Source organism: Pseudomonadales bacterium (assembly GCA_024234435.1).
Taxonomy (GTDB): domain Bacteria; phylum Pseudomonadota; class Gammaproteobacteria; order Pseudomonadales; family Porticoccaceae; genus JACKOF01.
Genome location: JACKOF010000001.1, coordinates 898,368 through 922,420 on the forward strand (window position 1 = coordinate 898,368; position 24,053 = coordinate 922,420).

The 24,053-nt window shown below is 49.0% G+C and carries 20 protein-coding genes and 1 tRNA gene; 15 read left to right on the plus strand and 6 right to left on the minus strand.

What is annotated here, in order from left to right:
• Positions 1–112: 112 nt before the first annotated feature.
• Positions 113–838 (minus strand): PEP-CTERM sorting domain-containing protein, encoded by a 726-nt coding sequence (locus tag H7A02_04130; protein MCP5171443.1) that lies wholly within the window; start codon positions 836–838, stop codon positions 113–115.
• Between the two features lie 550 nt (positions 839–1,388).
• On the opposite strand from H7A02_04130, the gene prfB reads away from it, so the two are divergent.
• The 15 genes from prfB (at position 1,389) to H7A02_04205 (ending at position 14,906) form a co-directional block, all read left to right on the plus strand.
• Positions 1,389–2,487, plus strand: a protein-coding gene (gene prfB, locus H7A02_04135; protein ID MCP5171444.1) for a peptide chain release factor 2 whose coding sequence is annotated in 2 segments (ribosomal slippage) — positions 1,389–1,463 and positions 1,465–2,487 — 1,098 coding nt in all. Because the reading frame shifts where the segments join, the coding sequence is not laid out codon by codon here.
• A gap of 53 nt (positions 2,488–2,540) precedes the next feature.
• Positions 2,541–4,049 carry a lysine--tRNA ligase gene (lysS, locus tag H7A02_04140; GenBank protein MCP5171445.1) on the plus strand — a complete coding sequence of 503 codons (1,509 nt, stop codon included), beginning with the start codon at positions 2,541–2,543 and terminating at the stop codon, positions 4,047–4,049.
• A 20-nt stretch (positions 4,050–4,069) separates the two neighbouring features.
• Complete coding sequence (pncC, locus tag H7A02_04145; protein ID MCP5171446.1) at positions 4,070–4,558, plus strand: nicotinamide-nucleotide amidase; 489 nt, start codon at positions 4,070–4,072, stop codon at positions 4,556–4,558.
• A gap of 111 nt (positions 4,559–4,669) precedes the next feature.
• Complete coding sequence (gene recA, locus H7A02_04150; protein MCP5171447.1) at positions 4,670–5,704, plus strand: recombinase RecA; 1,035 nt, start codon at positions 4,670–4,672, stop codon at positions 5,702–5,704.
• A 144-nt stretch (positions 5,705–5,848) separates the two neighbouring features.
• The gene (locus H7A02_04155; GenBank protein MCP5171448.1) at positions 5,849–6,622 is read left to right on the plus strand and encodes a sterol desaturase family protein; all 774 of its coding nucleotides are present in this window, start codon (positions 5,849–5,851) and stop codon (positions 6,620–6,622) included.
• 101 nt (positions 6,623–6,723) lie between these two features.
• Positions 6,724–7,428, plus strand: a complete 705-nt coding sequence (locus tag H7A02_04160; protein ID MCP5171449.1) for a DUF4126 domain-containing protein — start codon at positions 6,724–6,726, stop codon at positions 7,426–7,428.
• Between the two features lies 1 nt (position 7,429).
• Positions 7,430–7,894: a regulatory protein RecX gene (locus H7A02_04165; GenBank protein ID MCP5171450.1), complete on the plus strand. Its 465-nt coding sequence runs from the start codon at positions 7,430–7,432 to the stop codon at positions 7,892–7,894.
• Positions 7,895–7,993: 99 nt separating this feature from the next.
• Entirely contained in the window at positions 7,994–8,428 is a 435-nt protein-coding gene (locus tag H7A02_04170) for a hypothetical protein (GenBank protein MCP5171451.1), read from the plus strand.
• A complete protein-coding gene (locus H7A02_04175; GenBank protein MCP5171452.1) occupies positions 8,400–9,281 on the plus strand; it encodes a M23 family metallopeptidase in 882 nt (293 codons plus the stop codon). Before H7A02_04170 ends, H7A02_04175 begins: the two co-directional genes overlap by 29 nt.
• Before the next feature lie 144 nt (positions 9,282–9,425).
• Positions 9,426–9,611, plus strand: a complete 186-nt coding sequence (locus tag H7A02_04180; GenBank protein MCP5171453.1) for a Trm112 family protein — start codon at positions 9,426–9,428, stop codon at positions 9,609–9,611.
• A 51-nt stretch (positions 9,612–9,662) separates the two neighbouring features.
• Positions 9,663–10,013 carry a histidine triad nucleotide-binding protein gene (locus H7A02_04185; protein ID MCP5171454.1) on the plus strand — a complete coding sequence of 117 codons (351 nt, stop codon included), beginning with the start codon at positions 9,663–9,665 and terminating at the stop codon, positions 10,011–10,013.
• Positions 10,014–10,098: 85 nt separating this feature from the next.
• A complete protein-coding gene (gene alaS, locus H7A02_04190) occupies positions 10,099–12,708 on the plus strand; it encodes an alanine--tRNA ligase (GenBank protein MCP5171455.1) in 2,610 nt (869 codons plus the stop codon).
• A 126-nt stretch (positions 12,709–12,834) separates the two neighbouring features.
• On the plus strand, positions 12,835–14,070 hold the full coding sequence (locus H7A02_04195) for an aspartate kinase (protein ID MCP5171456.1): 1,236 nt from the start codon (positions 12,835–12,837) through the stop codon (positions 14,068–14,070).
• A gap of 189 nt (positions 14,071–14,259) precedes the next feature.
• Positions 14,260–14,445, plus strand: a complete 186-nt coding sequence (gene csrA, locus H7A02_04200; GenBank protein ID MCP5171457.1) for a carbon storage regulator CsrA — start codon at positions 14,260–14,262, stop codon at positions 14,443–14,445.
• Between the two features lie 370 nt (positions 14,446–14,815).
• Positions 14,816–14,906, plus strand: a tRNA-Ser gene (locus H7A02_04205).
• Positions 14,907–15,174: 268 nt separating this feature from the next.
• Here H7A02_04205 and H7A02_04210 read toward each other — a convergent pair.
• The 5 genes from H7A02_04210 to H7A02_04230 all read right to left on the minus strand — a co-directional run bounded on the left by H7A02_04210 (position 15,175) and on the right by H7A02_04230 (position 23,937).
• Positions 15,175–15,495 carry a hypothetical protein gene (locus H7A02_04210; GenBank protein MCP5171458.1) on the minus strand — a complete coding sequence of 107 codons (321 nt, stop codon included), beginning with the start codon at positions 15,493–15,495 and terminating at the stop codon, positions 15,175–15,177.
• Positions 15,496–15,619: 124 nt separating this feature from the next.
• A complete protein-coding gene (locus H7A02_04215) occupies positions 15,620–17,044 on the minus strand; it encodes a dicarboxylate/amino acid:cation symporter (GenBank protein ID MCP5171459.1) in 1,425 nt (474 codons plus the stop codon).
• Positions 17,045–17,149: 105 nt separating this feature from the next.
• Complete coding sequence (locus tag H7A02_04220; protein MCP5171460.1) at positions 17,150–20,674, minus strand: translocation/assembly module TamB domain-containing protein; 3,525 nt, start codon at positions 20,672–20,674, stop codon at positions 17,150–17,152.
• On the minus strand, positions 20,674–22,437 hold the full coding sequence (locus tag H7A02_04225) for a BamA/TamA family outer membrane protein (protein ID MCP5171461.1): 1,764 nt from the start codon (positions 22,435–22,437) through the stop codon (positions 20,674–20,676). Before H7A02_04225 ends, H7A02_04220 begins: the two co-directional genes overlap by 1 nt.
• A 78-nt stretch (positions 22,438–22,515) precedes the next feature.
• Positions 22,516–23,937 (minus strand): HlyC/CorC family transporter, encoded by a 1,422-nt coding sequence (locus tag H7A02_04230; GenBank protein MCP5171462.1) that lies wholly within the window; start codon positions 23,935–23,937, stop codon positions 22,516–22,518.
• Positions 23,938–24,053 lie beyond the last annotated feature (116 nt).

Genomic DNA, 24,053 nt, shown 5'->3' on the forward strand with positions numbered 1-24,053 from the left:
AAGGGCAATCAACCTTATAACAGAATGATTGCCCTTTGATTCCCTGTTGCTGGGCTAACTAAATGCCCCTTGTTTCATCTGGCGCTAATGCCCCCGCCACAGGGTTTGGTTTTTACGCTTTTGCTTTTCTGCGTCGGCTAAAGCCAAGGCCCGCAAGACCAAGTCCGAACAGTGCAATTGAAGCTGGCTCGGGCACAGGATTCGGGTTATCTGGATTATCCGGGTTATCAGGATTGGTGCCAGGGTCTCCCAAGAAGAAGCTGTCAATACCAATATCGGTTCTGAAGCTGTCGGTGTCACTCCAAGCGATCACTTCAAGTGTCTGGATCTCTGCTGTTGCGGTGAAAATCATGGTTTGCCATGTCCAGCCTTCGAATACACCGAAATCCGGGATGTCCATATGAGCAGAATCCTGAATCTCATCACCAAACTTGATCTTCCAGTAACCACCAGTCTGCGACCATTGGCTTCGAGAGATACTTTGCTCAAAGGAAATTTCATATTGCTGGCCAATGACCAGTCCACCAAGTCCTACTTGCAAAGCACTTTCAGTCCAGTTTGGTTGATCACCAATACCGTGCAGAAACTGCCCGCCTGTACTACTGGGTGCCCAGGTGTAACTGCCAAAATTAGTATTGCCGTCAAAAGTGTCTGGTGTGCCGCCAGTTGTAGTCCAACCCGGAGGAACTTGGGAGTTGTGGAAGTTTGTATTTATTGAACCACCTTCAAAACCGCCATTTTCGAAAGCGTCCAACAGTGCGGCATTTGCGTGAGGCATCAGAGACACTGCGCCTAATAATGCAAATGCTCTTATGAGTTTGAGGTTAGAATTTAGCATATCAGCATATCCTTATAGTCGAAACATACAAAATTTAGTAGCCATAAACACGCTGATTATTTTTTGTATTAATGGCTCTCCTTTCTCAAAAGCAATTAAAATGCCAATATTTTTTTTCTTTTAAAAACAACATGTTAATATTTTTTCTATAAAGTATGGGTAAATTTTGTAAAAAAAGCTGACAGCTCTCAAGCCGTTGCTATGGGCTGTGTTGTGAATCTATATCAAATTCGCTGTTGTACTTTGTTATCCGAAGTTATCCGAAATAAAAATAGCGGTGACTTCGGGTCAACGGCTTTCTTGTGTTTATGGCGCGGCCTGCCTCCGGTTTCTTGTTTCTGTGTTAGTTGGAGCTATTGTTATGGTGCGCTGGCTGGCGCGGAGGGGTATGAGTGTTGTTTATTGATCTTCGTGTGGAAAAGCTTCCCGGTGTCTGGAGAAGGGTGGCGCTTTCCGTTAGAATCCCGGCTTTGTTTTATTCCGTACATAAACCCTTTGTGCTTGCGTGGTTTCACCATGGAGGTGCATATCTTGAGAGTTAAAGCACTGTATGCTTGAAATTGCCCCTATAAAAAATGCCCTCGATGATCTTCAGGCGCGTACTGACGTGCTCAGGGGGTATCTTTGACTACGCTGAAAAAAAGGACCGCCTAGCAGAGGTTGAGCTGGAACTCGGTGATGCCGATGTCTGGAACAACCCTGATCGAGCTCAGGCGTTAGGGCGCGAACGGGCATCTCTGGAAGCGGTGGTTGAAACGATTGAAACACTCGATGCGGGTGTTAGTGATGCCAGAGACCTGCTTGAAATGGCTGCTGAAGAAAATGATGAAGATGCGGTCAGTGAAATAGAAGCTGAAGTAGAGCAGTTGGAAAGCCACCTTGCCAATCTTGAGTTTCGAAGGATGTTTTCCGGTGAAACGGATGCCAATAACGCATTCCTTGAAATTCAATCGGGTTCAGGTGGTACTGAGGCTCAGGACTGGGCTGAAATGGTGCTGCGTATGTATCTGCGCTGGGGGGAGGCAAGAGGTTTCAAAACCACACTTGAAGAGGCCTCCGCTGGAGAGATTGCTGGCATCAAGAGCGCAACAATCCGTTTTGAAGGTGAATACGCTTTTGGCTGGTTGCGCACCGAAACCGGCGTGCATCGGTTGGTCAGAAAGTCACCGTTTGATTCCGGGAATCGTCGACATACATCTTTCTGTTCGGTTTTTGTGTCACCGGAGATTGATGACAATATCGAGATTGATATTAACCCTGCTGATGTTCGCACAGATACATATCGTGCTTCCGGGGCCGGTGGTCAGCACGTGAACAAAACCGATTCAGCCGTGCGCCTGACTCACGAACCTACCGGTATTGTGGCGGAGTGCCAGAGTCAGAGGTCGCAGCATAAAAACCGTGATCAGGCATGGAAAATGCTGCGTGCCAAACTTTATGAGCAGGAAATGCTGAAACGCAGGGAAGCCGCGCAGGAGCTGGAAGAGAGTAAATCCGATATCGGTTGGGGCAGCCAGATTCGCTCCTATGTGCTCGACGACCAGCGCATCAAGGACCTGCGCACCAATGTGCAAACCAGCAATTGTGGGGCCGTGCTGGATGGTAATCTGGATCTTTTTATTGAAGCCAGTCTTAAGGCTGGTGTTTAACCAGATATTGATATCGACGCAATCACTGAAAACGAACATGATCGAGCAGTAAAATGACTGAGAGCCAGCAAGACGAAAACAAGCTAATTGCAGAGCGACGTGCCAAATTGCAAATGATTCGCGAGCAGTCGGCAGAGAAGAACAGTACGGCATTCCCCAATGATTTTCGGCGTCAGCATCTGGCCGGTGATTTGCAGCGGGAATTTGGTGAAAAGTCCAAGGAGCAGCTTGAGGAGCAGGTGCTGCCGGTTTCAGTGGCTGGTCGGGTAATTCGCAACCGCGGTGCTTTTGTGGAAATCCAGGATATGTCAGGGCGTATTCAGTTGTACGTGACCAAGGAAGCCAGGCCTTTTGCGAAGGGGCTGGATCTGGGTGATATTGTCGGAGTTTCCGGAGCGCTGCACAAATCCGGAAAGGGTGATCTTTATGTCAACCTTGAGCAATATCAGTTGTTGACCAAATCACTGCGTCCGCTGCCGGACAAATATCACGGTCTTGCCGATCAGGAGCTGCGTTACCGTCAGCGTTATGTCGATCTGATTGTGAATCCAGATATTAGAAATGTCTTTAGGATTAGATCACAAGTTATTGAATTTATTAGATCATATCTTAATTATCAGCAGTTTATGGAAGTGGAAACTCCCATGCTGCAAGCCATTCCAGGCGGTGCTACGGCCCGGCCATTTATTACCCATCACAATGCTCTGGACATCGACATGTACCTGCGGATTGCGCCGGAACTCTACCTCAAACGCCTGGTAGTGGGTGGTTTTGAACGAGTCTATGAGATTAATCGCAACTTTCGCAACGAGGGGCTGTCGACGCGTCATAACCCCGAGTTCACAATGCTCGAATTCTATCAGGCTTACGCCGATTACAATGATCTGATGGACCTGACAGAAGACATGTTGCGTCAACTTTCCCGGCATGTGTTGGCTACAACAGAAGTGCGTAGCACAGTAAAAAATGCCGAAGGCGAGGTTGTGCAGGAAACGGTTTACGATTTTGCCAAGCCTTTTCGTCGTCTTTCAGTGTTCGATTCAATCTTGCATTTTAACCCTGATATCAGTGCTGAGGCTCTGGCGGATGAAACCGGTGCGCGGCAGATTGCGGAGCATCTGGATATTCCTTTGAAGGACTACTGGGGGCTGGGCAAGGTTCAGATTGAGATTTTTGAAAAAACAGTGGAACACCGGCTTGATCAGCCAACCTTTATTACCCTGTACCCCGCTGAGGTGTCGCCGCTGGCGCGTCGCAATGATGCCGATCCATTCGTAACGGATCGTTTTGAATTCTTTGTGGGTGGCCGCGAACTGGCTAATGGTTTTTCGGAGCTGAACGATGCTGAAGATCAGGCAGAGCGATTTCGTGCCCAGGTATCGGAAAAAGATGCCGGTGATGACGAAGCCATGCACTACGATGCAGACTATATTCGCGCCCTTGAGTATGGCTTGCCACCCACGGCAGGCGAGGGTATCGGCATCGATCGCCTGGTCATGTTGCTCACAGACTCCCCCTCGATTCGTGACGTGTTGCTGTTCCCTCACATGAGGCCGGAATAAACTGTCGCCGGGTTTTCAGGATGACTGAAAAAACTTCACTATTGGCATCGCAACTGGGTGAGTTGTTATTACAGCGAAAACTCAAGGTCACCTGTGTTGAATCCTGCACCGGTGGAGGTGTTGCCAGCGCCATTACCGATATCCCCGGCAGCTCCGCCTGGTTTGAGTATGGCTTTGTTACCTATGCGAATAGAGCCAAGCAGCAGTTGGTCGGTGTTTCGGAACAGGTTCTGTGTGCTCACGGAGCGGTAAGTGAGCCAGTGGTCAGGGAAATGGTTGCAGGTGCACTCCGTGTTTCGGGTGCTGATATTGCGGTGGCTATCAGTGGTATTGCTGGGCCTGATGGTGGTACAACGGATAAGCCGGTGGGTACTGTCTGGTTTTGCTGGCAGGAGAAGATGGAGCGCGCACACTGTGCGCGTGAAATTTTTTCCGGCGGCCGCGCTGAGGTAAGGTCTGCGGCAGTTGAAAGGGCGTTGCAGGGATTGCTTGACATCCTGAAAAAATAATATACTGTATCTACATACAGTGTATATTTATCCAGTTATGTTGAGGTGATTACCATGAATGCAGCTGTGGAACAGATGATAGAGAATGATATTAAAAAAGGGGTAAAAGCAATGGATCCAAACAAGGAAAAGGCGCTGCAGGCGGCATTAGGTCAGATTGAGCGTCAGTTTGGCAAGGGTACTGTCATGCGCATGGGCGACAAGGAGCGTGTTGTGGTGCCAGCTGTTTCCACCGGTTCGCTGGGGCTGGATATTGCTCTGGGTGTTGGCGGTTTGCCAAAAGGACGTATTGTTGAAATATATGGGCCGGAGTCGTCGGGTAAAACAACGCTGACGCTGCAGGTCATTGCCGAGGCGCAGAAGCAAGGGGGCACTTGCGCCTTTGTTGATGCCGAGCATGCGCTGGACCCGATTTATGCCGAGCGTCTTGGGGTTAATGTTGATGACCTGATCGTTTCCCAGCCGGATACAGGTGAGCAGGCTCTGGAAGTGACCGACATGCTGGTTCGCTCCGGTGCCGTTGATGTACTGATTGTTGATTCTGTCGCGGCATTAACTCCGAAGGCTGAGATCGAAGGCGAAATGGGTGATCATCATGTGGGCTTGCAGGCGCGTTTAATGTCTCAGGCGTTGCGTAAATTAACCGGTAATATCAAGCAGGCCAATTGTCTGGTGATTTTTATCAATCAGATTCGCATGAAAATCGGGGTTATGTTTGGGAATCCGGAAACCACCACCGGTGGTAATGCATTGAAATTCTATTCGTCTGTGCGGCTGGATATCAGAAGAATTGGTGCGGTAAAAAATGGCGAGGAAATAATCGGCAACGAAACACGGGTAAAAGTTGTTAAAAATAAGGTTGCACCGCCATTCAAACAGACTGAGTTCCAGATTCTCTATAATCAGGGCATTAACCAGTTGGGCGAAATTGTGGATCTGGGTGTCAAATGTGGTTTGGTGGAAAAATCCGGCGCCTGGTACGCCTACAAAGGCAACAAAATAGGGCAAGGTAAGGCAAACGCCTGTGATTTTCTGAAAGAAAATTCCGAAGTAGCAAACGAAATTGAACAGCAAATTCGTGCCCAACTGCTGGGTGATCCAAAGAAAGTAGATCCAAAAAAGAAGGCGGTTGAAAATATAGAATGAATGCAGATCACTTGTTCTGGCGGTGAATGCCTGTTTTAAAGCGTTGGCCCAGTTGTAACCCCCGTACTGTTTTTAGTGCGGGGGTTTTTGTTTGCAATAGATACTGTTTTTGGTGAAAGGAGGTAACTCACTTAATATGCCGTTATGAGTATTGAACAATTGTTGAGCATAAAAGGGGCTGTTGTCCTGACTTGCCTGTTACTGCTGTTTATAGCTGAAAGGCTTCGGCCTGCTGCGATAAGGGCAGAGCAATATCACGATATGGCGAGAGTGGGTCGTAACCTGTCTCTATGGGGATTGAATGCACTGTTTTCCCCATTGCTGGTTATTCCGATGACGGCTCTTGTGTCTGAAGGGGTGGCTTGGCGATTTTCGTGGCTGAATGGCTGGCCGGGTATTCTGGTGGGTATTGTTGTGCTGGATTTATGGATTTACGGGTGGCACAGGCTGAACCATGTCATACCTGTTTTTTGGCGCTTTCACCGGGTGCATCATCTGGATGAATGGCTTGACGTGAGCACCTCCGTCCGGTTTCATTTTGGAGAGGTTATATTTTCAGCGATGGCACGCATACCCATAGTCTGGATCATGGGGATGCCACTTGTATCAGTCATTATTTTTGAGACGTTGGTGTTGATGATGTCAGGGTTTCAGCACTCAAATCTGCGTTTGCCTGTCAGATTTGAGCAGCGTATGTCGAAAGTATTTATCACACCTTCTATCCATTGGGTGCATCACCATGTGTTAAGGTCTGATACTAACAGTAATTATGGCACTCTGTTCAGTTTTTGGGACAGACTGTTTGGCTCTCGCTCAAACAGCCGCAGGGAACTGGATATGGCGATTGGGCTTGATGATAGCCGTGAGACATCTTTAATTGGCCTGTTGGCTTCACCCTTTGGGAAGCAGAGAGAGTAGACAAGCGCAGCAAAAAGCGATGTTGTTATCAGAGGGCCATAATGATTGATGAAAACCTCAAATGATGCTGTCATATAGTGACAGCTAAATAAGGAAACAGAATGGACAATTATCAGGAGTTAATCTCGGTTATTGCCCTGACCATGGGTGTTGGCTGGGCGAGCGGTATTAATCTTTATGCTGCTCTTCTGGTGTTGGGTATCGCAGGCTCAACAGGTAACATTGTTTTGCCGGAAGAGTTAGTGGTATTGCAAAATCCGATGGTGGTTGCCGCTGCAGGCTTGATGTACTTTGTGGAGTTTTTTGCGGATAAAACGCCAGGTGTGGATACTGGTTGGGACGCGATTCATACCTTTATCCGCATCCCGGCGGGTGCGATGCTGGCGGCTGGAGCGGTGGGCGATGTGACGCCAGCGCTGGAGATTGCTGCAGGTATTTTGGGTGGTTCCATGGCAACGGTCAGTCATGTCACCAAGGCTTCCTCACGAGTCCTGATTAACACTTCTCCAGAGCCAATGACTAATTGGGCTGCATCTATTGGTGAAGACGTTGTAGTGCTGGGTGGCCTCTGGACAATGTTGAATTATCCTTTGCTGTTCCTGGGGTTGATGCTGGCTTTTATCCTGCTGGTTATCTGGTTGTTGCCTAAACTGATTCGTACATTGATCGCGCTGATCAAAAAAATTCGTGGCTGGTTCTCAGGCAGTAAGCCGTCAACCTTGGAAGTTGCTGGCAATACAGCACCGCTTGAGAGTGCTGTTTCAAGTCATCGGCAGCATCCAGATACGGTCAAACCTCAGCCCTAATATGCCCGAACTGGCATTTACAGAACCGAATCCCGAAAAAGTTATCCGGCTAAAGGCAATGGACTTGCTCGCCCGGCGTGAGCACAGTCGGCAGGAGTTGTACCGGAAGCTGCTCTCCCGGTTTCCTGAGGAAGAAAACCTTCTGTATCCCGTCCTGGATCAGCTTGCAGAGGAGGGGTTGCAATCAGATTCCCGCTTCTCCGAATCCTTTATCCGTGCCAGAATCAGCAAGGGGCAAGGACCCCAAAGAATTGCCCGTGAGCTTCAGCAAAGGGGCGTGTCTTCAGTGCTGATCTATGAGTCTCTGAGCTGTTGTGATACTGATTGGTACGAGCTTGCCTTGGCAGTGTTGAACAAAAAATATCGAGAAACCGTTTGTGACAGCTATGCAGAAAAAGCTAAACGTAGTCGTTTTTTACAATACCGGGGATTCACCGCTGAACAAATACAGGCGGTACTGGATTGATGAATTTTATAATATCCGTGAAAATTCACGGAACGGCGGTCATGCTGGATACTCTAACGGACAGTATTGGCTGTAAATCTCTATGTTCCGGGGTGTAGGTTGCCGACAAAAAGCAGGATTCTCAGTATCAGTAAGCAGATAAGCATTAAAACCCTTTTCTTCGCCATGTCTGTGGCAACTTCTGCGGTGTTTGCGCAAGGGTCGTCATTGAGTGCGGTGCCGGAGAGTGATTCGGATACGGCGGGCTGGTCTTTGCGCAATGGCTGCGTGTCGACACAGCGGATTCGCAACGTTGATGTGCTGGATAGCAAAACGGCGATTCTCGAACTGACCGGCGGCAAGAAATTGTTGATGCGCTTTAAAAATGACTGCCGAAACCTGAAACATGACGGATTTATTTATAGCTCCCGCACGGGGCAACTGTGCGCAAAGTTTGACTCCATCAGAGTATTAAGGCAGGGGAATACCTGCATGATAGAGTCTTTCGAACCCTATATAGAGCCAAATGAAGATCAGAATGTTTCCGAGGAGTAACTCAAACGTGTCGCTATTTCCCCTTGGTAAGCTCCTGTCTTTCGTGCTGTTTATGGTGCTATTTACGCCCCTGCTGCGTGCTTTGGAGCTGACCGGCAGCTGGTCGCAGGGCGGTATGTTGATTGGTAGGACTGCCCCTGATGCAGATATTCAGTTTATGGGCAAGCGTGTGCGTGTTTCCGATCAGGGAGTCTTTGTTATTGCTCTTGGGCGCGATGCCCCGGCTGATGTGGAGCTGCTGGTGCAGGTAGCCAATGGACCGGCAGAGCATCATTATTTTCATATTGCGCAACGGCAATATCCCGAAGAGCGAGTTGAAGGGGTGCCGCAGCGTACGGTAACACCACCGGAAGATGTCTTGCAGCGTATCCGTGAGGAGGCTGCTCTGGTCAGAGCTGCGCGTGCTGACGATGAGCACTTTCAGTATTTTCGCGATGGTTTCAGGCGCCCGCTGGAGGGTCGCATCAGTGGTGTTTATGGCAGTCGGCGAATATACAATGGCACTCCCGGGCGGCCGCACTATGGTCTTGATATTGCCGCCCCTACAGGTACACCGGTTCATGCGCCAGCGGCCGGTGTTGTCAAGCTGAGTCATCGTGATATGTATTATTCCGGGGGTACATTGATCATCGATCACGGACATGGCATTACGTCTTCATTTATCCACCTGAGCAAGATTCACGTTCAGCCGGGTGATCTGGTAAAAATGGGCGATTTGATTGCCGAAGTAGGCTCATCAGGAAGGGCTACCGGCCCCCATCTTGATTGGCGTATAAACTGGTTTGATGTGCGGGTTGACCCGGCGCTGGTGCTGGAGAGCTTCCCGGCATCCTCTGCTCAGCCAGAGCCTTGATTGATCCTCCGGGGTAGCCTTACTGACAACGTGGTTTTGACCCGATCTTTCACGTAGAATTACCATCTTTCTAAAATAGCAGCCTTATGAGCTTCTCCTGCAATGTGGGAGTACAAGTGTTGGGGCTGACAACAGGGTTTATCCATGATCGACAAAAAATTATTAAGTCTGCTCGTATGCCCGGTAAGCAAGGCGCCGCTGGTTTACGACAAAGTGAAGCAGGAACTGGTATGCAAGGCCAGTGGTCTGGCATACCCGGTCAGGGATGGTATTCCTGTCATGCTGGAGAGTGAGGCGCGCCAGCTTTCTGCCGATGAAAAACTTGGCTAAGAGCAGCTATTCACCACTTCCATATAACCACTTCCAGCGAACAGGTTTGTCATGTCTGAAGAAAGTATTTTTACCAAAATTATTAATGGCGATATTCCCGGTGATATTTTTTACCAGGATGATGATTGTTTCGTTATCAAGGATATTGCTCCCAAGGCCCCACTGCATTTATTGCTGATTCCACGAAAGCCGATCCCGCGTCTTGTGGATGCCTCGAATGAGGATAAGGCGTTATTGGGGAATTTGATGCTGACGGCTGGTAAAGTGGCAGAACAAGCAGGTGTTGGAGATGCTTTCCGCCTGATTATCAATAATGGTGCTGGAGCGGGTCAGACGGTGTTTCACTTACACCTACATATTCTGGGCAACAAACAGTTTTCCGAGGATCAGTTGGGTTTTTAGGCGGCAAGCATAATTGGTTGTCAGATCTAAAGGCTCATTTTGAGCCATCGGAAACAAACGTTTTACGAGTTTTATGAAGGGCGCAATGAAAAGTGCAGAAATACGGGATGCTTTCCTGAAATATTTTGAAAGCCAGCAACACAGTATAGTCAGCAGCAGCAGTCTGGTGCCTGGTAATGACCCCACGCTGCTGTTTACCAACGCCGGGATGGTGCAATTCAAAGATGTTTTTCTGGGCACAGAAAAACGTAATTACGTGCGGGCGGTATCCTCTCAACGGTGTGTCAGGGCTGGTGGCAAGCACAATGATCTGGAAAACGTCGGTTACACCGCCCGTCACCATACCTTTTTTGAAATGCTTGGTAACTTCAGTTTTGGTGATTACTTCAAAAGGGAGGCGATACACTTTGCCTGGCAGTTCCTTACCGAAACATTGGGTTTGCCGGAAGAGCGGCTCTGGGTAACGGTACATATTTCAGACGACGAAGCCGCTGATATCTGGCTCAAAGAGCTGGGTGTGAATGCCGAGCGGTTTTCTCGGCTTGACGAAGATAATTTCTGGCAGATGGGTGACACCGGCCCCTGTGGCCCTTGTTCGGAAATTTTTTACGATCATGGCGACGATGTGCCGGGCGGCCCACCCGGTAGTGACAATGATGATCTTGATCGTTACATCGAGATCTGGAATCTGGTGTTTATGCAGTATGAGCGAAGTGCCGATGGCACCATGACACCGCTTCCCAAGCCCTCTATAGACACAGGTATGGGGCTTGAGAGAATTGCTGCTGTCATGCAGGGTGTTCATAGCAATTATGAAATTGATCTGTTTCAGGCATTGCTGAAAGCCGCCGCCGCAGTAACCGGTTGCTCAAATCTGGAAGACAAATCACTGCGCGTGATTGCAGACCATATTCGTTCTTGCAGCTTTTTAATTGTCGATGGTGTGTTGCCGTCTAATGAGGGGAGAGGATACGTACTGCGGCGTATTATTCGCCGGGCGATCCGACACGGTCATAAACTTGGTCAGCAGCAGGCCTTTTTCCACAAGCTGGTTGCCGCACTGGTTGCAGAAATGGGCGAGGCTTACCCTGAGCTGACCGCCAGCCAGCAGCAGGTGGAGAAAGTGCTGCTGGCGGAAGAAAAACAGTTTGAGAAAACGCTGGATAAGGGCTTGGCCATACTTGAACAGGCTCTGGATGACGGCCAGCCTTCACAAAATGGTGGTGAAATATCTGGTGATGTGGTGTTTACCCTTTACGACACCTACGGTTTCCCTGTTGATCTGACCAACGATATTGCCCGGGAACGCGGCCTGACGCTGGATATGGCGGGTTACGAGGCGGCAATGGATGCTCAACGGCAACGGGCGCGGGCTGCGGGGACTTTCAAGGTTGATTATAGTCAGAGCGTGCAACTTGAAGGCAATACCGAGTTTACCGGTTATCAGGCGGTGACAGGGCAATGCAAAGTGGTTGCCTTGCTAAAAGATGGCAAATCAGTTGATACGCTGAAGGCAGAGGAATCCGGTGTTGTGGTTCTCGACCAGACGCCATTTTATGCCGAATCAGGAGGTCAGGCTGGAGATAGTGGCTACCTGCGAACTGAAACAGCAAAATTTGAGGTGCGTGATTGCCAAAAACAGGGCGATCATCACTTGCATATCGGGCTCCTTGTTTCAGGTTCAATTGCGGTCGGAGAGACATTATCGGCAGTCGTAGATGACCGGGTTCGACAGGCTACTGCACTGAATCACTCTGCGACGCATTTATTGCATGCGGCATTGCGTGAAATTCTGGGTGAACATGTTACGCAGAAAGGTTCACTGGTGGATAGCAAGCGACTGAGGTTTGATTTCAGCCACGGCGAAGCCGTGTCAGAGATGCAATTGAAGCAAATAGAGCACCGGGTAAACGCCGAGATTCGCCGCAACACCGCAGTGGAAACCGAAATCTGCGATATGGATACAGCTATTGCCAAAGGTGCAATGGCGCTGTTTGGTGAAAAGTACGGAGACAGTGTACGTGTGCTAACCATGGGAAATGATTATTCAGTTGAGCTCTGTGGCGGAACCCATGCCGCCAGAACCGGGGATATAGGTCTGATGTGTATTACCAGTGAAACAGGTATTGCTTCAGGTGTTCGTCGTATTGAGGCGGTAACGGGTGAGCAGGCCCTTGATCATATTGACAGCATAAGCCAACAACTGAGCCAGGTTGCAAAGATATTGAAATCCGGTCGCGACAATGTTGTACAAAAAGCTGAAGCATTGATGACCGATTTCAAAGAAGCCGAAAAACAAAATGCCCGGTTGAATGCAAAACTGGCGTCCTCGGCTGGCAGCGATCTTGTTTCCAGCGCTAAAAATATTGCCGGAATCAAGGTGTTGGCAGCCAACCTTGAGGGCGCAGATCCGAAATCCTTGCGGGATATGGTTGATCAATTGAAGAATAAGCTGGGAAGTGGGGTTGTACTTCTGGCCGCAGTCAGTGAAGGAAAAATTTCGCTGGTTGCGGGTGTGACCCAGGATAGCATTGGTCAAATAAAAGCGGGTGAACTGATACAATTTGTTGCTACACAGATTGGCGGTAAAGGTGGTGGACGGCCCGACATGGCTCAGGGTGGAGGAACGGATCAGTCTGCTCTACCAGCAGCGGTGGCGTCTGTGTACAACTGGGTAGAGAAAAAACTTAAATAATTTGTGCAATTGCGTTGTTTTTCTTAACACTTATTGGGGTTTGTTGTTTAATGGCGCCCCTTGTAAACGCAGGGTTTTGTTGCTGGAAATGAAACCGTAATCAAGATCTGAAAAAAGAAGCTGGATATGAGCTTAATTGTTCAAAAATATGGCGGTACATCTGTTGGTACTATTGACCGTATCAAGGCCGTGGCTGAAAAAGTAGCCGGATACCGTGAGAAGGGTGACGATGTCGTCGTTGTGGTTTCCGCAATGAGTGGTGAAACCAATCGGCTGCTGGCACTAGCTAAAGAAATAGATGAGGATCCCGCGACCAGAGAAATGGATGTGCTGGTTTCCACGGGTGAGCAAGTGACAATAGCGCTGCTCAGCATGGCCTTGCACAAAATTGGCTGTGATGCCCGTTCCTACACGGGAGGGCAGGTAAAAATTATCACGGATAATGCCCACTCGAAGGCGCGTATAGAACATATTGACGCTCACAACATGCAGGCCGATTTGAATGAAGGTCGTGTAGTGGTGGTGGCCGGTTTTCAGGGTGTCGATGAAAAAGGCAATATTACCACACTGGGTCGTGGTGGTTCCGATACCACAGCTGTGGCGCTGGCTGCTGCTCTGAAAGCTGACGAATGCCAGATTTACACTGATGTGGACGGTGTTTATACCACTGATCCTCGTGTTGTGCAGGGGGCTTCCAGGCTCGATAAAATCACCTTTGAAGAAATGCTGGAAATGGCCAGCCAGGGTTCAAAGGTACTACAAATTCGCTCAGTTGAATTTGCTGGAAAATATAAAGTGCCCTTGCGAGTGCTGTCCAGTTTTGAAGACGGGCCGGGAACACTGATTACGCTTGAGGATGACGACGAAATGGAAAAACCCATTGTTTCAGGAATAGCCTTCAATCGGGATGAAGCCAAATTGACCGTCCGGGGTATTCCGGATGTGCCCGGGGTTGCTTATAAAATCTTGGGTCCGGTCAGTGATGCCAATATTGAGATTGACGTAATAGTACAGGATGTTTCAGAGGATCAGACCACCTCTATGACATTTACCGTCCATCGCAATGAAATGACCAAAGCCAGAAAAGTGCTGGATGGAATATCTTCCGAGTTAGGCGTTCGCTCTATTGAGTGCGATGATCGCGTTGCCAAGCTTTCCCTGGTTGGTGTAGGTATGCGGTCTCACGCAGGTGTGGCTTCAAAAATGTTCCAGACATTGGCCAAAGAGAATATCAATATTCAGATGATCACTACCTCTGAAATCAAAATTACTGTTGTGATTGAAGAGCGCTACCTGGAGCTTGCAGTACGAGCACTTCACTCAGCATTTGAGCTGGACAGCAAACAGCAGAATGACAATTAGTCCGTTATTAAGGTTTTTACTTGCTTAAACGCTAGTGACTTAAATTGGAACGAATGGTATTGTATCGGCCGTAAGGCGAAGAGTAGTATGAGTTTGTCTTATGCCGGAGGTCTCATAACAATAATCGGGCCACGGATATGGATGTTGGCATAGTGTTGCCAGTTCAGGCAGTTAAATAGGAGTAGTAGCATGTTAATTCTCACAAGACGTGTTGGAGAAACGCTGGTTATTGGTGACGAAGTTACTGTCACTGTTCTTGGTGTAAAGGGCAATCAGGTTCGTATTGGTGTTAACGCACCAAAAGACGTGGCTGTCCACCGAGAAGAAATTTATCAGCGCATCCAGATGGAAAAAGACGGGAACGGAAACGTCTAAATCTTCTTTGTTTTTCCAATCGATATGGTATTATGCCGCCTCATTTTCGGGGCGGTGTATTACTGCTTTAATCGAAAAACGGTGAGGTGGCCGAGCGGCTGACAAGTTTTTAACTTGGGCAACCGCAGGTTGATCCCGAAGGGACGAAGAGCGTAGCGATGAGCAACGCGCGACCTGGGAGCGCCTTTCCTGAACTTGTTTAAATCCGAGTTCAAAAACATATTTGGTGAGGTGGCCGAGCGGCTGACAAGTTTTTAACTTGGGCAACCGCAGGTTGATCCCGAAGGGACGAAGAGCGGAGCGATGAGCAACGCGCGACCTGGGGGCGCCTTTCCTGAACTTGTTTAAATCCGAGTTCAAAAACATATTTGGTGAGGTGGCCGAGCGGCTGAAGGCGCTCCCCTGCTAAGGGAGTATAGGCTAATCCCCTATCGAGGGTTCGAATCCCTCCCTCACCGCCAGAAACGAATAACCCGGCCTTGTGCCGGGTTTTTTGTTGCGGTGACGGGTGGGTGAGAAGCCTCGTGGGGTTCGACAAAACGCGAAAGCGTTTTGGGCGTCGGCGCTTGCGACGACGGGGTGAAACCCCGAGCAGCAGAGCTGCGAGTCAATCCCTCCCTCACCGCCAGAAACGAATAACCCGGCCTTGTGCCGGGTTGTTGGTCGTTAAGTGACGTTAAAAAAACTTTTTAGTTAGCCGGGTCTATTACTTCGGTTTGCCTAAGCACTCTAATCGGCGCGGCGATTAATTCGATCTCCCTTGCGATCTAGTCGATGATCAATTCGCTCACCTTTTCGATCCAGCCGGGTATCTATGCGTTCGCCTTTACGCTCAAGCATACGTGCACGTTTTTCGTGGCCATGCTCTTCAGCGTTGTCGGCGCGACGCTCGAAGCGATTTTCGATTCTATCGCCTTTGTGATCCAGCCTGTGTTCGATGCGGTCACCTTTTCTGTCGAGTCGCTCTTCGACACGGTCACCCCGATCATTGGCGAAAGAAAGGGCAGGTAGAGTCAGCAAAAGGCTGGCGGTTAATATCCCGATCTTCATAGTATTGTCCTCATAGGTTGTTGGAGTCACTGTTAGTAACGAACCCCGAGAGATTTGGTTGACTGTTCCTCATGGTTTAATGACAGCACTAGAGTGTGATTGCTTTTATTTATTTTTCTTATTGTTATGGGCTGGTAATAACATCCTCACCAGTTTTTGTGCGAATAAGGTCATGCTGTTGCTCCTCTGCTAACTCTGCTTCCAGGCTCTTTTCGCTGCCGATCCATTTATCCATCAGCTTTGCGGCGACTAAGTCTCCGGTGACGTTGATGGCAGTTCTGCTCATATCAAGAATACGGTCTACACCCATGATCAGAGCAATGCCTGCGGGGGGAACACCTATTGTACTTAAGGTTAGTGAGAGAATAACGATACCAACACCCGGTGTGGCGGGAGAGCCTATAGATGCGCCTACGGCCATGACAACCACCAAGACCATGCCTCCCAGACCGATATCAATATTGAAGACCTGGGCTAGAAATACGGCGGCGATTGCCTGATACAGTGCAGTACCATTCATGTTGATAGTGGCGCCCAGCGGAATGACGAATTGAGAAATAGAGGGCCTGACCAACAGCTTTTCTTCAGCTGTTTTGATCGACAGAGGCATGACGGCTGCGGAACTGGAAGTAGAGAAGGCCAGCAGTATGACCTCACGTATTGCTTTGATAAACCCGGTGGGGGTTTCTGTTGTTAGCAGGCTAACGGTTGCGATGTACAAAATAAACAACAACGCCAGCCCGAGAAGCACCGTTGCGACATAAACAGCAACGCCTACCAGCGCTTCTGCACCTGTCTGGCTGGTGAGCCGCGCCATTAGACCGAACACGGCGAGAGGCGCCAAGCGCATGGCCCAGTGCACAACGGTCATGCACACTTGTTGCAGGGAGCCCAGTAAATCCAGCATGGGTTTGGACTGTGCTGTTGGCATTGAAATTAGCGCAACACCGACAATGATGGCGAATAAAACCACTTGCAGCATTTCACCCTTGACCATGGCATCCAGTGGATTGCTGGGCAGAATATGCAGCAATTTTTCGGGAAACCCCGAGAACGAGTAGGTTGGTGCTGTTTCTGTGGGGGTCGTCGAGAAATTGATCTGTGTGGTGAGTAATTCCGGGTTTAAATACTGTCCCGGGTCAATCATGCTAGCGACCCATAATCCAATAATGGCCGCGATTGCAGTAGTAAAGACAAAGTAGCCAGCCACCACAAACCCCAAGCGACGCAATTGTTCAATACTTTCGCTTGCCGCGAGTCCGCGAATAATAGAGGCAAAAACCAGAGGAATAACCATCATTTGAATGGCTGCAATAAACAATTGCCCCGGAAAAGCCATCCAGCTGCCGATTACTGCGCCGGTAGCTGGTTTAACCCAGCCCACAGAGGGGCCGATAAGAATACCAACCAGCATCCCTGCAAACATTGCAATCAGGACTTTCAACCATAAGCGTTTTTCAACAAAGCGGGATAACGTGCCACTCAAGTGTTTTAGTGATCGGGGATACAGGGTTGAGAGCGTTGATTTCAAAAGTGTATTGTTGGACATTTCCGTTTCTCGCCGGTTAAGACTGTCGAATGCGTATAAGATTTTGACTGATAAATATTAGAGTCTTATTACTGATTGCTGACTTTGTTTCAAATCAGAGAGTTTTTAATAATCTCTTTTCCACTTGAGCTCAACACCTTCGATACCGGTTTCTCCACCGGTAGAACTTTCAATATTCAGGTTGGGTGTCAGCTCAATCTGTATATTGCCTTTCCAGGGTTGCGAGGGGTTAGGGGTTCGCTCCAGCTCAAGGTAAACTTTCTCATTAATGTATTTACCTACGCCTACGTTAAGGCCGCTTTCTCCACTTTCAGTTTTTTCGGTGCCCACAGAGAGGCTGTCTACGCGCAGAATATCCCGAGTGGTGCCAATAGGGTCGAAGGAGCCATTGTTGCCATTGCGCAATTTCTGAACAGCATTTGCCAGCTGTATGGCCTCAAATGGTGTGATTTTTTGCAGCGATTTCCCAAAAATCACGAAGGCGAGAATTTCATCCTGGGCCATCGCGGGAATTGCCGATAGCGATAGCCTGAAGTCGCCATTGGAGCCGGTCAGTTCGGCTCTGACTTGCTGTCCATTCTTTTTATATATACCAGGAATATAAAGGGAGATGGCATTGTTCGCAAAATTTACACTACCCTGTTCCAGCTTGAATTTCTTGCCAAAAACCTCAAAAACACCGCGCACGGTTCTGAATTCGCCATCGTAATGAGGGTTTTGCAAATTTCCCTTTATGGCAATTTTGCCCTCCAGTTCCGCTTCCAGGCCTCGGCCCCGTAGGTAAGCCTGTTGATTAGCGGCGATCAGAAGGTCCAGGCTGACGTCTGGCAAGTTGAGTTTTTCCGATACAGTGGCAGTCGGTTGTGGCTGATCTGCGTAGATTTCCTCCACCTCTATGTTATCGGTGCTGCTGCTCAGTGCGGAGTCGAGTAGGGCGGTAAAGGGTGATACTTCCAGATGACCTTTTGCCAGCAGGGTTTTGAAATTCCCGGTTAATGCTATGTGCCCAGTCGCCTCGCTTTCAATATCAGGCCGTCTCAAAATATTTGCGTTATTGGCTTGCAATTGCAGATTGATAAGACCTGAATCGGAACTGGCTGGCAGCTGTAGCTCACCTTGTAACTGGTATTGCCCTGTGTGACCATCTGAAGCTTGGCAACTATCGATATGAAGTCTGACCTGAACGGTGGATATCCCGCAGTTGATGTCTTCTACTGTAGTACCGGTAATAGTGTTGACATAAGCACCATCGGTAATATGCAGAGTACCGTTAACCAACGGATTTTCGAATGTGCCTGCCAGAGCCAGATCAGCAATAACATTGCCGCTCAGACGGTGCAGATCAGGATCAAGCAGAAACGATATTGTGTGCAGGTCCAGGGAACCTTTGATTGTTGCACTTAGTGGGGTTGTACGGTCAAGTGTCCTGGAGCTTGACAACTGATGAACGTAGGGTTGCATTGGCAACTCTACCGATAATTGACCGCTTGTGCTGTCGTTGCGGTTGAATGCCGAGGCGAGGCTGAGTGTTGAATCCTGGGTATCGGCAATTAATTGCCAGGAAAACCGGTTCTGTTCATCAGTGCCCTCAAAATTTATCCCGGTGAAGCTCGTTTCGTACAATAGTTTGCCGCTGAGTCGCGGTTCTTGCAACGTTCCTTTGGCTCTGAAGTCAGCATTGAATAGGCCTGGCTGTAATTGCCAGCCTAGGGAAGACAGCAGCTCTGAGGGTAATTGCTCCATTTGAAACTGGAAGTCAAAATGTTGTGCCTGGTGCTGACCTGAAGCAGAGAAGACCTTTTCGTTAAAGGCTTGTAAAACCAGTTTTTCGAGATTGCTCCGGCCGCGCTGGTAATCGCCCGAGGCTTCAAGTGAGATGGGTATCTTCTGATAGAAGCCATCCACAACGATGTTGCCCCTCAGGTTGGGTTGTCTGAGAGTGCCTTGTAGTGACAGCCGGGTAGTGATTGAGGCATCCAGGTTTTTCGGCAAGGTGATATCGAATAATGTCAGGACTGACAGGGGAATGGATATCGCCTCAATACTGAGATCACTTTTGAGTGTCTGTGCATTGACAGTACCTGCGATTCTGGTTTCACCACCCAGAGCATCAAGTGTGCTGTTGCTGATAGCAATAGTGTTGCCGGACTTGTTCAGGCTGCCTGTGAGTGTAAAGTCCTGTTGTCGATATTGTCCTGAAGATAAAAAGCTGATTGTTCCCTGAGGATTGCCAATCGAACCGTGCAGCATCGCTTTTGCCGAGGTTATATTGACCTGAAGTTGTTGTGGCAGCGGGATATTAAATCGTTTCAGTTGCGCCGTATTAAACTGGTCCAGATTCAGATTGGCAATCTGCACCGCGATATTGGAGGTTTCGCCTGCAAGATCCACGTTTCCTGTAGCGTCAATTCGGGTTGCCCCCTGAACTATGACCAGCTTGTTGAGCAGGACTTCACGGTTGCTCGTTGACCCTTGCCAGAGCGCTGTTACCGGCTTGTCGTTAAAAGTCGTTGCTGTTGTCAGTTCACCTTTTATAACCGGTTCTGAGGTTGTGCCCTGAATATGTAACCTGCTTGATATTTCGCCAGTCGTTAGGCTGGGAATCCAGGGATTTAGCAAATCGAGAGGAAATCGATTGGCTTCCAGCTCAAGATTCAAAGCGTCGTTGGTGCGGCTACCCGTTACGCGATGCCTTGTGTCATCAATCGTGATATCCAGTTCCCTTATATTGAAGTCAGGGGTGTTGGTATCGGACCGCTCTGTTTCGACGCTAAATAGAGCGGTTGCGGCGAGTTTGTGTTTGCCCAGAGGGAAGCTGAATGATTCAACTTCGTACAGAACGGGTGTTCCGGTTGCGGTCACTTTTACTTTAAAACCCGCTGTTATGGCCTGATTTTTTGGTAGTTGTAACAGTCTTCCTATCACCCCGCCGGGTTGTTCTTGCAAAGAACCTTCGACAGTCACCGTTTTCAGATTTTCTGTACGGCTTTTGATACTGAGGTGAGCAGGGCTGTCGTTCAGCGACTGTACGTCCAGGTTCACGGTCAGTGGGGTGTTCTTCAGCCAGCTGACATTGCCTCTGGTTGAGTAGCTTTGAAAGCCAGGGTAGTTGTCGTCTGGCATAAAGCCGACCAGGTTCAACTGAGCAATATTCAGATTGTCGAGCCTGAAGTCTTGTAAGCTAATGTTGTTGGCCCTTGTACGATTAAAAAGGGCTGACCCCTGACGCTCTCCGGGCGTACCCTCCGGCGGTGACGAAAGGTGGTGAACGTTCAGTGTGTTTGCGGCCAGGTTTTCTATCATCAGGCTTTTTTCCAGCAATGCACCGGGCTGCCATTTCAGTTCAAATTCGTGCATTTCCAACCATATCTGATCGTTACGCCGGATAGTAATATTATCCGCTTGCCAGTGTCCGAGTCGTGGCATCAACAGCTGGTCGATATTAACCTGCAATTCTCCGGAAGCATTGAGGTTGTTTATCAATATACGAGTCAGCCACAACCTGCCTGGCTCGGTGCCAAGGGTAAAAGCACAAGCGAGGCATAACACCAGAAAACTGAACAGTAGTGCAGACAGTATGATTTTTACCAGCTGCCGGATAATCGAAGGAAATAACGTCGGGCGTGCCATTAGAATGCTTGCCCGATACTGATGTACAACTGGAAGCTGTCATCTATCCCGTCGCGCTTGTTTAGCGGTAGAGCCACATCAAGACGTATAGGCGCGAAACTGGTGTAGTAGCGAAGCCCAAAGCCGACACCCCACAACAGGCTCTGCCCCAGTTGTGGTGCTGATTCTTCGTAGGCCAGGCCGCCATCAGTAAATATGACCCCACCCCAGTCCTGATGCCAGCGAAAACGGGCTTCCAGAGAAACTTCACTGAACGACAGGCCGCCATCCGGGTCGCCATTGGTTAATGGCCCCAGCGTTTGAAATGGATAACCTCTGACAGAGCCGCCACCACCAACATAGTAACGAAGGTTGGCCGGAACCTGGTCCCGTGCTATGCCACTGATTATCCCCAAAGCGCCACGCATTGCCAGGGTTGGTTGCCAGCGGGCTTGCTCAAAAGTGAAGTAGGCACTGGTAGCAAAAGTGGTTTTTACAAAGGATGTGCTGGTGTCATACAGATCCCAATAGGGCTTTACCTTGCCGACAGCGATCCAGCCATGGCGGGGGTCCAGAGCATCATTCCGCTTGTCGTACTCCAGGCTGAAGGGTAAGGAAAACAGTGCAAAAGTATCACTGTCGTGATCCTCGGTGATGTCGGAAAACTCTATTTCGGCGCCCACTAAACGCCGCAAATGGAGTGAAAGCGGTTTTGATAATTCCAGACCGAGAGTTGCCAGTTTTGACTCAAAAGCATCCGTGTCTTCTCGTTCCAGATCAGCATAAAGCGTTCCCGATTGATGGCTACCAAAAAAGTTGGGAAAGTTCAGGTTTGAGGAGAAACCCTGCCTGTTTCTGGCCAGATAGGCTTCAAGTGACAGTTTTTGGGCCTTGCCCATCAGGTTGCGATTTTCCCAGCTGACGGAAATGCCGGGCCCCTCATCGGACTGAAAGCCGACGCCTGCACTCAGCGTGCGGTGGAATCGTTCGGTAACATTGAAGGCAAGCGGTACAGTTTCATTAATGGGGTTTTCGATCTGAATATCAGCGCGAGCCAACAGGTTGCTTTCCATTAACTGCAGGTGTGCGACGTCGATCAGGCTGCGTTTAAAGCAGTCGCCTTTTTTTAACGGAAGCAGTGAACGGAAGTAGTTTTCGTCAATTGAAGAAAGACCGGATATTGTGATATCGCCAAATACAACAGAAGGACTATCCCTGACAATAAAGACAACTTCTGCGGAGTGGTTCTCGTGAAATACTTTGGCCCGGTAATTGACATCAATATTGTACAGGCAGGTTTGGGCGGCAATGGCATCCGAGAGCGTCTGCTGGGCTGAAAGTACGGCTTTTGCCCTGAGCGGGGAACCCTCTGTCAGTTCGGGTAAGGGCGGTTTGTTCAGTTGCAGTGTGTCGGGAAGCTCCACACGGAGTTGGCGAATAAGATAAACAGGTCCGGGGTTAACACGGTATGTAAATTTATTTTCACTGGTGTTTGATCGGATTTCGCTCTGGTAATAGCCTTCGGCACGCAGCCGCTCTTTGAGCAGCTTACTTTCATAGTAGGCAATTTTTCCCGGTTTGGAGTATTGCTGCAGCTGGCGATTGTTTTTGCGTTGTTGCGCCAATTCTTCACTGAGAATTTCTTGTAAATCCTGGTTGTCTGTCACTTCAATGACAAAGCTGGGAGCTTTGCCCAGAAATGGCAGTGAAGAGGTATCCAGCGCATGGACGGAAAGCGGAAATATGCAACCGGCTATTATCAGGCTTGTCAGTTTGTAATTCATAACCTGCTGTTTTGGGTTCTGCGTGACTCTTTGATTCGATGCCGCTTGCACATATGACAGTATTCTTTGGTATTTCGTTTAGTCAATATCACGAGCAGTAGGCTTTTCCGTAAATGACTCGGCCTCCTGTTTATCGACAATAGAGGATTCAGGGGTTTCTGCTGCCACTGTATTTTCGCTGGATTTGGTACTATCTGTGTCCTGTAATTGACGTATAGTAACGCTGCCAACACGGCGGTTTGACATGGATGTGATCTCGATATTGAAATCGTCTTCAATAATGGCGTCGCCAATGTTAGGCATACGTCGCAAGCGCTCCATGAGTAACCCTGACAATGTGTTTGCCTCGATATCACTGTCAATCCTGATGCCTATCGTGCGTTGTAAATCGGCCAGTGACAGCATGCCACTTGCCTCCCAGAGGCCGTTGGCCGTATTGGTTATTTGCAAATTGTCCGGGATAGAGGCATCTGTTTCATCTTCGATATCACCGACAATTTCTTCCAGCAAATCTTCCAGTGTCACGATGCCACGCATGCTACCGTATTCATCAACCACAAAGGCAAAGTGGCTATGCTGCTCTCTCATCAGCTCGAATAGTTGAGATACTTTCTGGGTTTCGGGCACGATTAATGGGTCCCGGCAGTAGTGAGAGAGGTTTTCCCATGGGTCGACGCCGTCCTTCAGTGCAGCATGGTAAAGCTGCTTGACGAGTACAACCCCCAGAATTTCATCGTTTCTACCACCGTCTATCAAGGGGAAACGGGAATGCCCGGACTCAAGTACTATGCGCTGGTTGGTTGCCGCTGAGGCGGCCAGATCAAGGACCTGGACAGCATTGCGGGGGATCATCACCTTGCCAACAGCCCGCTGATCAAAATCAAAGAGGTTTTGTAGCATCTCGCCTTTATTTTGTTCAATGTTGCCGTGATCCTGGGATGTGGAAACCAGGCCTTTCAGTTCCTGATCGCTGAACACATCGCCATGAGTGGCTTCGTCAACGTTAAAAAGAGATAAAATGCTTCTTGATGCCTTGTTTAATAGCCAGTTTAATGGCCAGACAATCAGGTAGGATAAGTGCAGAGGGTAGGCGATCCAGAGGGCTACACGTTCCGCCTTGCGAATAGCGAATGTTTTTGGCACCTGTTCGCCGACAATGATATGGAGTGAGGAAAAAACCAGAAATCCAAGTAAAAAGGATGCGCTGTGTATAACCGTCTCCGGTACCTGCATACCAGTAAGTAGCGGTGTGAGTATAGCTGCTACAGCCGGCTCTCCGATCCATCCCAGACCCAGTGATGCCATCGTTATGCCTAACTGACATGCGGCGAGATAGGCTTCAAGATTTTTCTGGATGCGCAGGGTTAGCCGCGCAGAACTGTTGCCGGACATGGCTATATGTTCGATTCTCACGCCACGGGCTTTTACCAATGCGAATTCTGCGGCGACAAAAAAGCCGTTCAGAAACAACAGCACTGTGATTGCAATAAGGCTGTTCATTGTAAACCTCTTAAAAAACAGTTGGGCATAGGCCCTGTGTAAATTGGCATTTGGATTGTCTCGCAAATAACAGCAGTACCTGATTCATGATAACCATTTCAGTACCTGATAGCCTG